Origin of the sequence: Sinorhizobium glycinis (genome assembly GCF_001651865.1) — a bacterium.
In the GTDB taxonomy this organism is placed as follows: Bacteria; Pseudomonadota; Alphaproteobacteria; order Rhizobiales; family Rhizobiaceae; genus Sinorhizobium; species Sinorhizobium glycinis.
Window position 1 is genome coordinate 377285 of sequence record NZ_LPUX01000062.1, and the last position, 13216, is coordinate 390500.

The 13216-nt window shown below is 64.1% G+C and carries 10 protein-coding genes; 5 read left to right on the forward strand and 5 right to left on the reverse strand.

The features are described from left to right. Positions 1–89: 89 nt before the first annotated feature. Together AU381_RS19850 and hutF are read right to left on the reverse strand one after the other, a co-directional pair. Positions 90–1124 (reverse strand): ABC transporter substrate-binding protein, encoded by a 1035-nt coding sequence (locus AU381_RS19850; RefSeq protein ID WP_064243478.1) that lies wholly within the window; start codon positions 1122–1124, stop codon positions 90–92. Positions 1125–1158: 34 nt separating this feature from the next. After that, positions 1159–2532, reverse strand: a complete 1374-nt coding sequence (hutF, locus tag AU381_RS19855) for a formimidoylglutamate deiminase (RefSeq protein ID WP_064243437.1) — start codon at positions 2530–2532, stop codon at positions 1159–1161. 130 nt (positions 2533–2662) lie between these two features. Here hutF and hutC point away from each other — a divergent pair, with 130 nt between their 5' ends. Together hutC and AU381_RS19865 are read left to right on the forward strand one after the other, a co-directional pair. Next, a complete protein-coding gene (hutC, locus tag AU381_RS19860; protein WP_064243438.1) occupies positions 2663–3406 on the forward strand; it encodes a histidine utilization transcriptional repressor HutC in 744 nt (247 codons plus the stop codon). Between the two features lie 28 nt (positions 3407–3434). Next, entirely contained in the window at positions 3435–6365 is a 2931-nt protein-coding gene (locus AU381_RS19865; protein WP_174552536.1) for an aminotransferase, read from the forward strand. A 227-nt stretch (positions 6366–6592) separates the two neighbouring features. Here the strand turns inward: AU381_RS19865 and AU381_RS19870 are convergent, their stop codons facing one another. Further along, positions 6593–7534 (reverse strand): AraC family transcriptional regulator, encoded by a 942-nt coding sequence (locus tag AU381_RS19870; RefSeq protein WP_064243439.1) that lies wholly within the window; start codon positions 7532–7534, stop codon positions 6593–6595. A 220-nt stretch (positions 7535–7754) separates the two neighbouring features. Between AU381_RS19870 and AU381_RS19875 the strand changes: the two genes are divergently transcribed. Further along, positions 7755–8801, forward strand: coding sequence for an NAD(P)-dependent alcohol dehydrogenase (locus AU381_RS19875; RefSeq protein ID WP_064243440.1), 1047 nt, complete (start codon positions 7755–7757; stop codon positions 8799–8801). Between the two features lie 244 nt (positions 8802–9045). On the opposite strand, the gene AU381_RS19880 is transcribed toward AU381_RS19875, so the two are convergent. Together AU381_RS19880 and AU381_RS19885 are read right to left on the reverse strand one after the other, a co-directional pair. Beyond that, positions 9046–9510 (reverse strand): Lrp/AsnC ligand binding domain-containing protein, encoded by a 465-nt coding sequence (locus AU381_RS19880; protein WP_014329579.1) that lies wholly within the window; start codon positions 9508–9510, stop codon positions 9046–9048. A 21-nt stretch (positions 9511–9531) separates the two neighbouring features. Continuing rightward, on the reverse strand, positions 9532–10695 hold the full coding sequence (locus tag AU381_RS19885; protein WP_064243441.1) for a M20 aminoacylase family protein: 1164 nt from the start codon (positions 10693–10695) through the stop codon (positions 9532–9534). A 172-nt stretch (positions 10696–10867) separates the two neighbouring features. On the opposite strand from AU381_RS19885, the gene AU381_RS19890 reads away from it, so the two are divergent. After that, a complete protein-coding gene (locus AU381_RS19890; RefSeq protein ID WP_064243442.1) occupies positions 10868–11953 on the forward strand; it encodes a D-alanyl-D-alanine carboxypeptidase family protein in 1086 nt (361 codons plus the stop codon). A 64-nt stretch (positions 11954–12017) separates the two neighbouring features. Then, positions 12018–13130 carry a CobW family GTP-binding protein gene (locus tag AU381_RS19895; protein ID WP_064243443.1) on the forward strand — a complete coding sequence of 371 codons (1113 nt, stop codon included), beginning with the start codon at positions 12018–12020 and terminating at the stop codon, positions 13128–13130. Positions 13131–13216: the final 86 nt, after the last annotated feature.

Below are 13216 nucleotides of genomic sequence, written 5' to 3' on the forward strand. Positions count from 1 at the left end.
GCCTGTCCGCGGGCACCTTGGCAGATTACGGGCGCCGCGCCTTACCGTCATAGAATAGTAAGGCGCGGCGAACGCTGACGGAGTTCGTCTTACTTGAGGCTCGCTTCGATCTTGCCGCGGGCCTCTTCAGAGACCCATTTGCCCCAGATGCCGGCCTTGGTCTTGAGGAATTCCGTGGCGGCAGCGGCGGCGTCAACCTTGTTGTCAGCCATATAGGCAAGGCTGCCGTTGACCGCTTCGAGCGGGAACGTCGCTTTTTCGAGGATCGCAATGATCTCCGGAGCCTCCGAGGCGAAGGTGCTGTTCACACCATAGGCGACATCGACGGACGGGAAGGCGCAAGCCTGATCGCGCTTGCCGTTGGCGCTGCTCAGTTCCTTCCAGCAGGCTTCGTTGTAGGCCGGCTCCTCGAGCTGAACCAGCTTGAACTTGCCCATGATCGCCGTCGGCGACCAGTAATAAAAGAGGATCGGCTCACCCTGGAGATAGGCGGAGGTGATCGCCGAATCGAGCGCCGTGCCGGTGCCGGGGCGGAAGTTCACATAGGCGTCACCGAGCTTGTAGGCTTCGAGCTTGGCGGTGCTGACACCCTCGCAGGTCCAGCCGGAGGGGCAATTCAGGAAGCGTCCCTTGGACGGCTCCTCCGGGTCGGCAAAGACTTCGACGACCTTCGGGTCGGAAAGCTGGGAGACGCTCTTGAGATCCGGCGCCTTGGCTTCGATGTTGCGAGCGGGATCGCCGTGGACGACATAGTCCGGCACGAACCAGCCTTCGCTGGCGCCGACGAAGGTCTTGCCGACGGCAACCACCTTCTTTTCCTCGACCGCCTTGTTCCAGACGTCGGAGCGGCCGAGCCATTCCTCGGCAAAAATCTGTACGTCATTGTTGGCGGTCGCCTGCTCCAGCGTCACGGAATTGCCGGGGATGGAATCCACCTGGCAATCGTAGCCCTTGGCGAGGATCGTCTTCATCACCTCGGTGATGAAGGCGCCGCTTTCCCAATCGATGCCGGCGAAGGTCACGGTCTTTCCGTCGCCGCAATAGGAGGCATTGGCCGCGCCGGCAGAAGCCGCGAGCATCAGGCCGGCGGCGGCGAAGGTGAGTTTCATTGTGCTGATCGACATGCGCATTCCCCTTTTTTGATCGTCGACTGGATTGCTATTTCAACTTGCTCAGGACCCGCGCGAAGGCGCGGTCGATGTCTTCCTCCCGGTCGTGGCGTCCATTGCGGATCTTCCATTGGCCCGCGACCATGACGTCGCGGACCGCCTCGCCGCCGAGCGCAAAGAGCCAGCGGTCGAGAATCTGATTGCCGCTTGCGGCGGCGACATAGGGATTGGCGCCATCGAGCACGACAAGGTCTGCCCGCGCGCCGACCTGAATGCCCGCCGTGCCGAGGCCGGCCGCCTGGGTGCCGCCGGCGAGTGCGGCGTCGAAAATCGTCCTGCCGACCGAGGCGCCGGGAGCGGCGAGCCGGTTGCGCCTGCGGTCGCGCAGCCGCTGCCCGTATTCGAGAAGGCGCAGCTCTTCCGCGACGCTGGTCGCCACATGGCTGTCGGTGCCAATGCCGAAGCGCCCTCCGGCTGCCAGAAAGTCCGTTGCCGGGAAGATGCCGTCGCCGAGATTGGCCTCGGTCGCCGGGCAGAGGCCGGCCACCGCTCCCGATTTCGCCAATCGCTCCGTCTCCTGCGCCGTCATGTGCGTCGCGTGAATGGCGCACCAGCGCCGATCGACCGGCATTTCGTCGAGCAGCCATTCGACGGGGCGCCTTCCGCTCCAGGCGAGGCAATCCTCGACCTCGCGGGTCTGCTCGGCGACGTGGATGTGGATCGGTCCGGAAACCGGCGCCTCCCCGAGGATCGTTCGCATCTCGCCCGGCGTCGCGGCGCGCAGCGAATGGATGGCATAGCCGAGCTCGGCGCCCACTCTAGCGCTGGCCGGAACCAGCCGCTGGAGCAGGGCAAGAAAGCGATCCGGATCGTGCAGGAACGGGCGCTGCCCCGGATTGGGGGCGACGCCGCCGAAATTGGCATGGGCGTAGAAGACGGGCAGATGCGTCAAGCCGATGCCGGTCGCATGGGCCGCGTTCAGGATGCGCAGCGACATCTCCGCCGGGTCGGCATAGGGCGTGCCGTCAGCCTGGTGATGAAGATAGTGGAACTCAACCACGCGGCCGAAGCCGCCTTTCAGCATTTCCACGTAGAGTTTTGCGGCGATCGCCTCGACGTCGTCCGGATCGACACGTCCGACGGTGCGGTACATGGTCTCACGCCAGGTCCAGAAACTGTCGTCGCCGCTGCCGGCCACTTCCGCAAGACCCGCCATGGCGCGCTGGAATGCATGGGAATGCAGGTTCGACATGGCCGGAATAACGGGACCAGTGGTGGCCTCGTCGCCCGCAGCTGGCACTTGGCCGGGCTCAACCGCGGCGATGCGCCCGTCTCCACCGACGGAAATGAGGACGTCCTCCGCCCAGCCCGTCGACAGAAGCGCCTGCGCGGCAAAGAGCCGGTGAGCGGAAAAGGCGGGCATCGCTTCCTCCTGTACGTGGTTGTATATGGAACTATAGATATTTTCCGGTGGCGCGCAACCCAAAAATCGTCGAAAACAGGTCGAGTACTACCGGCGGCGTGTTCGTCGGTGTCGACGAATGGAGCATCCTATGACCTCAATGGAGCGCAAAAGCGACATCTCCACCTTCGAGGATGGACCTGTCCCGCGCTACGAGGCGGTGAAGCAGTTCATCCGCAGCCGCATCGAGAGCGGCGAATGGCCGGCGCATCATCGTATTCCCTCCGAAAACGACATCGTCGCCGATCTCGGGGTTAGCCGCATGACCGCCAACCGCGCCTTGCGCGAGCTGGCAACCGAGGGCGCCATCACCCGGGTGCAAGGAGTGGGGTCTTTCGTCGCTCCCCACAAGGGCAGCACGGCGCTGCTCGAAGTCCGCAACATTGCCGATGAAATTCGCGAGCGGGGCCATCGTCACAGCTCTCGCATCGATCTTCTCGAGGAGATATCGGCAAACCCTGACATTGCTGGTGCGCTGGGGCTGGCGACCGGAGCGCGGGTCTTCCACTCGATCATCGTTCACGCGGAAAACGGCATGCCGATCCAGCTCGAGGACCGTTTCGTCAATCCGGTGATCTGCCCCGGCTATCTGCAACAGGATTTCGTTAGCACGACGCCAAACGCCTACCTGACGCTGGTCGCGCCGATCACCCGCACCGAACAGGTCGTCGAGGCGGTGCTGCCGCAACCGTGGGAATGCAAGCTGCTTTCGATCGGCCGCAACGAACCCTGCCTGATGATCCGCCGCCGGACCTGGTCGGAAAACAGGAATGTCACGGTCGCGCGGCTCATTTATCCCGGCACGCGGTATCGTCTCGAGGGCGTTTCATCGTAAAGACAGCCTTGAGATGGACGGGAGCACAATGATGGAAGAGGATTCGCTGAAGCGCCGCACTGAGCTCCCGAGGCCCGACGTGTCGGTTGACGAGGCGAAGAGAATCCTGCTGGAGAATTACGGCCTTTCCGGCGATCTCACCGAACTCGGCAGCCAGCAGGACCGTAACTACCGCGCCGACACGGCCAACGGCCGCTTCGTGATGAAGATAGCAAGAGCGGAATACGACCGCGTCGAACTCGAGGCTCAGAACGCGGCGTTGCGCCATGTGGGCGCCAAGGCCAATGCGCCGATGGTTCCGAAGATCATTCCAGCGCTCGACGGCGAAGAGATCGTCGCCGCCGTCGTGCGCGACGCAAGCTATCATTTCCGCCTGCTGACCTATATCGAGGGAACGCCGCTGACGCGCCGCAAGCACCTCTCGGCAGAAACAGTTTCATCCCTTGGCGACCTCGCCGGCCGGCTCGCCGCCGCGCTCGCGGACTTCGATCATCCGGGGCTCGACCGGCAGCTGCAATGGGATCTCCGGCGGGCCGGTCCGGTGGCGCTCCAGCTGCTTTCGGCGATGACGAATGTCGATATGCGCAAGCGAATCGCCGAGGCGATGGTCGGCGCGATGCGCCGCGTCCAGCCGCTGATGCCGGAGCTGCGCCTGCAGGCGATCCATCAGGATGTCACCGACGACAACGTGGTGAGCAGGGTGGAGAAGAGCGGCCGCCTCGTCCCGGAGGGCGTCATCGATTTCGGCGATGTGCTGAAGGGCTGGTTGGTCGCGGATCTTGCCGTCACCTGTGCCTCGCTGCTTCACCACGCCGATGGCGATCCCTTCCACGTCCTGCCGGCCGTGAAGGCGTTTCATTCCGCCTGTCCTCTGACGGAAGCCGAAATCAGGGCGCTCTGGCCACTGATTGTCGCAAGAGCCGGCATTCTGGTCGCGAGCTCTGCACGGCAGCTCGAGATCGAGCCGGACAATGCCTATGTCCAGGGCAACGCCGCGCACGAGCGCGAAATCTTCGATGTCGCCGTCTCCGTCCCCTTCGAGCTGATGGATCATGCCATCCATCAGGCGATCGGCAGGGAGGCGGCGCCAGCCGCCCTCCCGGCGACTGGCCACCTGCTGCCGGACGTCGACCCGGCCCGGGTCGGGATCGTCGATCTGTCGCTGCTCGGACCGCACCTGCCGGCGGACCGATGGCACCATGCGGACACCGAGGCGCTGCTCCTGCAGTCGGCGGCGCGCGCGGCCGGCGCTGCTTCAACCCGCTATGGCGAATTCCGCCTGACGGAAACGCGGCTCCTCCAGGCCAGGGCGCCGCAAACCTTAGCGCTCCACGTCGACCTCTGCCTGCACGGGCAGACCGCAATTCACGCGCCCTTTGCCGGCCAACTCCACGAGCGCGGTGGCAGGCTGATTCTCTCGGCGCAAGGCCTTCATCTTCATCTGCTGGGTATCCAGCCGGCGGCAGGTGACGGTGGGAGCGTCGGGGCAGGGGACCGGATAGGCATGATCCCCGGCGACCCCACGGCGCTCGGCTTCATGCGTGTCCAACTCTCAACCGCCGGGGAGGTCGACCCGCCGCCTTTCGCGGCCCCGCATCAGGCGGAAGCCTGGCGCAGGCTCTGCCCGTCGCCGGAGCCGATCCTCGGTTTCGATTGCGAAGCGCCGCCACCGCAAGCGGCGGCACTGCTCGACAAGCGGCGGCGCCATTTCGCGCGCCAGCAGAAGAACTATTACCGCAGGCCGCCGCAAGTCGAGCGGGGCTGGAAAGAACATCTCTTCGACGTCGAAGGTCGGGCCTATCTCGACATGGTCAACAACGTCACGATCGTCGGCCACGGCCATCCGCGCCTCTCTGCCGCGGTGGGGCGGCAATGGTCGCTGCTCAACACCAATTCGCGCTTTCATTACGCGGCGGTCGCCGAATTTTCGGAGCGGCTGGCAGGGCTGGCGCCGGAAGGTCTCGACACAGTCTTTCTCGTCAACAGCGGATCGGAGGCCATCGATCTCGCCATACGGCTTGCCTGGGCGTATTCCGGCGCGCGCAACATGCTTTCGCTGTTGGAGGCCTATCATGGCTGGACTGTCGCTAGCGACGCAGTCTCGACCTCGATCGCGGACAATCCTCAGGCGCTGACGACCCGGCCGGACTGGGTGCATCCGGTCGTCTCGCCCAACACCTATCGCGGGCCGTATCGCGGCGAAAACTCGACGGGCGATTATGTCGGCACCGTGGCGGAAAAGCTCAAGGAACTTGACGAGAAGGGCGGAGGCCTTGCCGGCTTCATCTGCGAAACGGTCTACGGCAATGCCGGCGGCATCCCGCTGCCGCCCGGCTATCTCGAAGCCGTCTATGCCATGGTCAGGGCGCGCGGCGGCATTTGCATCGCCGACGAAGTGCAGGTCGGCTACGGCCGGCTCGGACACTATTTCTGGGGCTTCGAGCAACAGGGCGTCGTGCCGGATGTCATCACCGTCGCCAAGGGCATCGGCAATGGCCACCCGCTCGGGGCCGTGATTACCCGCCGCGAGATCGCCGATGCGCTGGAGAAAGAGGGCTACTTCTTCTCTTCGTCCGGCGGCAGTCCGGTGAGCTCCGTCGTCGGGTTGACCGTCCTCGACATTCTGCATGACGAGGCCTTGCAGGAGAATGCCCGCACCGTCGGCGATCGCCTGAAGGACCGGCTGCAAGCGCTCGGTCAATCTTTCCCGATCGTCGGCGCGGTACACGGCATGGGTCTCTATCTTGGCGTCGAATTCGTCCGCGATCGCGAGACGCTCGAACCGGCGACCGAAGAGACAGCGGCAATCTGCGACCGCCTCCTCGACCTCGGCGTCATCATGCAGCCGACCGGCGATCACCTCAACGTGCTGAAGATCAAGCCGCCGCTCTGCCTCAGCCGCGAGAGCGCCGATTTCTTTGCCGACATGTTGGCGAGGGTGCTGGGGGAGGGGTGGTAAGCAGGGAAGACTGTGGAGGATGCAAGACCCCTCCCCAACCCCTCCCCACAGGTGGGAGGGGCTTAAACTGCCGCTCCCTCCGCGCCTCTCTTGATCGCTACAGAAGGGTTCGGTTCTTGGGGAATGGCAGTGGGGCGCAGCGGCCGCCAAAGCCCCTCCCACCTGTGGGGAGGGGTTTGGGAGGGGTCTTGTCCCTGCTGACGAGGGGCGATGGTGCCGCCTTATGGCTACCCCTCGCTCAGCATCTCCGGCTCGCCGGCCAAAAGGTCGACGAGGCTGCGGCGAACCCGGCCGATGTCGCGCATCGGCGGTTCGCCGAAGTGGCGGGCATATTCGCGGCTGAACTGCGATTGGCTGTCGTAGCCGACCTGATGGCCGGCGTCGCCCGCGTCGAGGCGCTCCTCCAGCATCAGCCGTCGCGCCTCCTGCAGGCGGAGCTGCTTCTGGTATTGCAGCGGGCTCATCGCCGTGATCGCCTTGAAATGGTGATGCAGTGAGGAGACGCTCATGCTGACCCGGCTTGCCAGGTCGTCGATGCGAAGCGGGCGAGAATAGTGCTCCTTCAGCCAGGCGACGGCGCGGCCGATCTGGTGCGGCTGGCTTTCAGCGGTCGTCATCTGCCGCAGCCTCGTCCCATGCGGCCCTACCAGCAGACGATAGAGGATTTCCTGTTCGATGAGGGGCAAGAGAATGGCCATCTCGGCGGGCCGGTCGAGGAGCCGCAGCAGGCGCAGCGCCGCGTCTTCCAGATCGGTGGTAAGCTTATTGACCGTCATGCCGCGCCGCGAGGCCGGCGACCCTGCCGGCTGATCACCGATCCTCTCGAGAATCCCGGGAATCTTCGCCGTATCGATCTGAAAATTCATGCTGAGATAGGGTTCGTCGCTGGAAGCCAACGAAATTTGCGACAGGACCGGCAGGTCGATTGAAGTCAGCAGATAGTCCGATGCGCCGTAGACGAACAACTCCCCGCCGAGCAGGACGCGTTTGGCGCCCTGGACGATGATTGCCAGGCTCGGCTTATAGGCGGCACAGTTCGGCTTGGCGGAGCTCGAGTGCCGGTGGATGCTGAGGCCCGGAACGATCGTCGGGTGGTCACCGTCCATCTCGGCAGCCCTGGCAATGATCTCGATCATCTCCTGGCGCGGCGTTCGTTGCATATCTACCATATTCCGTGGTCTTTCCAGAGCCTTAGGTCTTTGCGGGGGTGCGGCACAGATAGGATAGGAAAGTTGGGCCGCAACAGCCTTCGTTCATTCTTGCAGGATTGTGCAAAAACTTTGCAGGATCGCACTAACGCGGTGGCGTCCGGAACAGCATAGTCCGGCTTGCCGCCCGAGGTCCATGCCTCCGCGTGGCGCGCTATTCCAGACATGAAGGAAAGACCCCATGGCCATTGCAAGAGGATATGCGGCGACCGACGCATCGAAGCCGCTCGCCCCTTTCACCTTCGAACGCCGCGAACCGCGCGACGACGACGTCGTCATCGACATCCAATATTGCGGCGTCTGCCATTCCGACATCCACCAGGCCCGCAATGAGTGGGGCAACTCGACCTTCCCCATGGTGCCGGGCCATGAAATCGTCGGCATCGTTCGGGCGGTCGGCTCCAAGGTCACCAAGTTCAAGCTGGGCGACCGGGTCGGCGTCGGCTGCTTCGTCGATTCCTGTACGACCTGCGCCACCCGTGACCTCGACCTCGAACACTACATGCCCGGCCTTGTCGTGACCTATAACGGCGTCGAGGCGGATGGAAAGACCCCGACCCAGGGCGGCTATTCCGATCACATCGTCGTCAAGGAAGGCTATGTCCTCTCGATCCCGGAGAACCTGCCGCTCGATGCGGCCGCCCCGCTGCTCTGCGCCGGAATCACCCTCTACTCGCCGCTGCGGCACTGGAAGGCAGGGCCTGGAAAGAAGGTGGCGATCGTCGGCATGGGCGGTCTCGGCCATATGGGCGTCAAGCTCGCCCATGCGATGGGCGCCGAAGTCACGGTGCTCAGCCAGAGCCTTTCCAAGAAGGAAGACGGGCTGAAACTCGGAGCCGACCACTATTATGCAACGAACGATCCGCAGACCTTCGAGAAGCTCACCGGAAGCTTCGACCTGATCATCTGCACCGTGGGCACCGAGATCGACTGGAACGCCTATCTCAATCTCCTGAAGGTCGACGGGGATTTCGTGGTCGTCGGCATTCCGGAGAAGCCGGTGCCGGTCCATGCCTTCTCGCTGGTGCCGGCGCGGCGCAGTATTTCCGGGTCGATGATCGGTTCGATCAAGGAAACGCAGGAGATGCTGGATTTCTGCGGCGAGCACGGCATCGTCTCGGAGATCGAGATCATTCAGATGCAGGAGGTCAATGCGGCCTATGAGAGGGTGTTGAAGAGCGACGTGCGCTATCGCTTCGTGATCGACATGGCGTCCATCAAGGCGTGACCAGGGGTCAGTGCTCACGGGTAGTGGGGGCCTTTACCCCCCTCTGCCCTGCCGGGCATCTCCCCCACAAGGGGGGAGATCGGCAAGCGGCGACGCCGCGCTTCACCAATACAGGTCGGCGTATCGGGTACCTTCGGCAACCGAGATGCCTCCATAGTGGGGGAGGACAGCAGCTCCAGCCAATCTCCCCCCTTGTGGGGGAGATGCCCGGCAGGGCAGAGGGGGGTACCACTCGAATCCGCACTTAGACGAGCGGCAGCGGCCCGTCGTTCTTGATTTCCTCCATCACCGCATAGGTGCGGGTTTCCTTGACGCCCGGCAGCGTCCAGAGCACCTGGCCGAGGAAATTGCGGTAGGCGGCCATGTCCTCGAAGCGGGTCTTGACGAGATAGTCGAAGCCGCCGGCGACCATGTGACATTCGAGCACGGCCGGCGCCTGCTTGATGGCGGCGGCGAACTGGTCGAAGACTTCCGGGGTCGTCTTGTCGAGCATCACCTCGATGAAGACCAAGAGCCCGAAGCCGAGCTTGTGCGGATCGAGGCGCGCCCCGAAGCCGGACACGTAACCTTCCTTCAGGAGCCGCCGCAACCGCTCGCTGGTCGCGGTCGGCGAGAGGCCGATGCGGTCCGCCAGTTCGAGATTGGTGATCCGCCCGTCCGCCTGCAGGATGTTGAGGATCCGGCGATCGGTCTTGTCGATCTGGTGCATCTGCCCGCCCCCGCTCACGTCTCAGGCGGCGAGCCGCGCTTCGGCGAGCTTCACCCAATAGGTAACCCCGTGCGGGATGACCTCGTCGTTGAAGTCGTAGGCGGGATGGTGAAGGCCGGCGGAATCGCCGTTGCCGATGAAGACGAAGGCGCCGGGCCGGGCGAGCAGCATGTAGGAGAAGTCCTCACCGCCCATCATCGGGTCGAGCGCGGCATTGACATTGCCTTGGCCGGCGACCGTCGCGGCGACGGCAAGGGCGTGGCCGGTCTCTTCGGCATGGTTGACGGTGACTGGATAGTTGCGGCCATACCAGACGTCGACCGTCGCCCCATAGGCGCCGGCAATACTTTCGGCGATCTGGCGGATGCGCGCCTCGCCGGTGTCGCGCACCTCGGGGGTCAGCGCGCGCACCGTGCCGGCCAGGACCGCCTGTTCCGGGATGACGTTGTGGGCAAAGCCGGCATTGAACTTGGTGACGGAGACGACGATGGAGGCGAGGGGATCGACGGTGCGGGAGGCGATCGTCTGCAGCGCATTGACGATCTGCGCGCCGATGGCGATCGGGTCGATGGTCCTGTGCGGCTGTGCGGCGTGGCCGCCGCGACCTTTGATGGTGATGGTGAACTCGTCCGTCGACGCCATGATCGGGCCGACGCGGCTGCCGAAGTGGCCGACGGGCATGCCAGGCATATTGTGCATGCCGTAGACCTCCTCGATCGAAAACCGCTCCATCATGCCGTCCTTGACCATCTCGTTGCCGCCGCCGCCGCCTTCCTCCGCCGGCTGGAAGATGACTGCGACGCTGCCGGCGAAATTGCGCGTCTCGGCGAGGTATTTCGCCGCACCGAGCAGCATGGCCGTGTGACCGTCGTGACCGCAGGCATGCATCTTGCCGGGCGTCGTCGAGGACCAGGCCTTGCCGCTGGTCTCGGTAATCGGCAGGGCGTCCATATCCGCCCGAAGGCCAATGGTGCGGCCCGAGCCGAGATTGCCGCGAATGAGACCGACGACGCCGGTGCGGCCGAGGCCGGTCACGATCTCGTCAACGCCGAATTCCTTGAGTTTCGTTTCGACGAAGGCTGCCGTATTTTCCACCGCGAACAGGAGCTCAGGATTCATATGCAGGTGGCGCCGCCATTCGGAAACTTCGTTCTGGAGTTCGGCGGCGCGGTTCAATATCGGCATGATGGTTCCCTGTGGGTCTGTTCGGTGGATGGGCCTGGCGGCCAGGTGAATGGGCTTTGCCATCTCCTTGCCATATAGGCTAAATAGCCGGAAGATACGAGGCAACTCCGGAAATTCGAGGTTAAGGATAGTGGTGACAGTTCGACTTCTGATGCGCAACAGGGTGAGAGCGATGGGCGTTCTAGCCGGTGTTTGCGCGGCATTGGCTGCGGCGCTTCCGGCATCGGCCAATCCGCGGCTCGTCGTCGACGTCGCAACGCTGAAAGTCTACGAGCATCAGGACATCTTCCAGAAATGGTATCCGGCGTCGCTGACCAAGCTGATGACCGCCTATACGACCTTTCGCGCGATCCAGGCCGGGCAGCTGACGCTGGAAAGCCCGGTCGTCATGACGAAGAACGCAGCGTCCGAGCCTCCGAGCAAGATGTTTTATAAGCCCGGCCAGGCGATGACGCTCGACAGCGCGCTGAAGATGATGCTCGTCAAGTCGGCGAACGACGTTGCCGTGGCGATCGCCGAAACGGTCGGTGGTTCGGAGCAGGCGTTCATCGATCGGATGAATGCGGAAGCGCGGCGGATCGGCATGACGTCGTCGCATTTCATCAATGCCAACGGCTTGCCGGGCCAGGGCCAGTACACAACGGCACGCGACCTTGCCGTCCTGGCGATCGCGCTGAAGCGCGAATTCCCGCAATACGCTTCCTATTTTTCGCTGGAGGGCTTCACCACCGGCAAGAAGGATTACGCCAATTACAACATGCTGATCGGCCGCTTCGAGGGTGCCGACGGCATGAAGACCGGCTTCATCTGCGCGTCGGGCTTCAACCAGGTGTCGTCGGCTAACCGTGATGGCCGCAGCGTCGTCTCCGTGGTGCTCGGCGAGGACAGTCTCGGCGCCCGCGCCGACGAGTCGGCCAGGCTCCTGCAGATGGCGCTGACGATCAGCGCCGCGGGTAAACCGTCGCTGACCGCGATCGCGCCCTATGGTGAGAGCCGCGAGATGGTTGCCGACGTCAGCAAGGAGATCTGCTCAAAGCAGGCGGCGAAGGTCCGCAGCGAAGGCCGCGACGAGGCCGGCCGGCAGAAGCTGCTGTCACCTTATATCCACGAAATCAACCGTCCGCTGAAGCTTGCCTTCGCCGGGCTCATTCCGGGCAGCGGCGACAAGACCACCAAGGCGGGCAGCGACGTCGCCGGGCAGGGTGATGTCGCCGAGATCGCCAAGGTCCCGATCCCGGTGCCGCGCCCGAGCTTCTAGAACCGAGTGAGGCGTGCGCGGTTTTCCGCGCGCATCCGGCTCAAATCCAAGACGGAGTCCTTCCATGAACGGTCCACTGCCGGTCGTGCCGGTGTCGATCCTCACCGGCTTCCTCGGCGCGGGCAAGACGACCCTTCTGAACCGCCTGCTGAAGGATCCGGAGCTCGCCGACACGGCCGTCATCATCAACGAGTTCGGCGATGTCTCGATTGACCACCTGCTTGTCGAGGCCTCGAGCGACGGCGTGATCGAGCTTGCCGACGGCTGCCTGTGCTGCACCGTGCGCGGTGAACTGGTCGACACGCTGGCCGACCTGATGGATCGAATGCAGACCGGCCGCATCAATCCGCTGAAGCGCGTCGTCATCGAGACGACCGGGCTTGCCGATCCGGCGCCGGTGCTGCAATCGGTGCTCGGCAATCCGGTGATCGCCCAGAATTTCCGGCTGGACGGCGTGGTGACGGTCGTCGATGCGGTCAATGGCTTGCAGACGATTGCAAGCCACGTGGAAGCCATGAAGCAGGTCGCCGTTGCCGACCGGCTTGTCATCAGCAAGACCGGCCTTGCGAGCAACGACCAGCTCGAAGCGCTGTCCGAAGTTCTGAAGGACCTCAATCCACGCGCGCCGATCATTGACGGCGCCAGTGAGGAGGCGGGCCGTGCCGACCTGTTCGCCTGCGGGCTCTACGACCCGGCGACCAAGGTCGCCGACGTCGGCCGCTGGCTGCAGGACGAGTCCGGCGAAGGCCATGATCACCAGGACCACCATCATCACCACCACCACGACGTCAATCGCCACGGCTCCGACATTCGCTCGTTCAGCATCGTTCACGACCGGCCGATCGAGCCGATGGCGCTGGAGATGTTCATCGACCTCCTGCGCTCGGCCCATGGCGACAAGCTGCTGCGCATGAAGGCGATCGTCGCGGTTGCCGACCGGCCGGAGCGGCCGGTGGTGCTGCACGGCGTTCAGACCGTCTTTCACGCACCCGAACGGCTTGCCGCCTGGCCGGACCCGACCGATCGGCGGACGCGGATGGTGCTGATCACCAAGGGGCTCGGAGAGGCTTTCGTGCGCGATCTTTTCGACGCCTTCACCGGCAAGCCACGCGTCGATCGGGCCGATGCGCAGGCGCTTACCGACAATCCGCTCGCCGTGCCCGGCATGAAGTTCTGATGCAATGCGTCACGCGGCGCAGCGCGCCCGTCACACGATGAAGAAGTCGGCAGAGGTGATTGCCGCCTTGTTGTCGAAATGGGCAA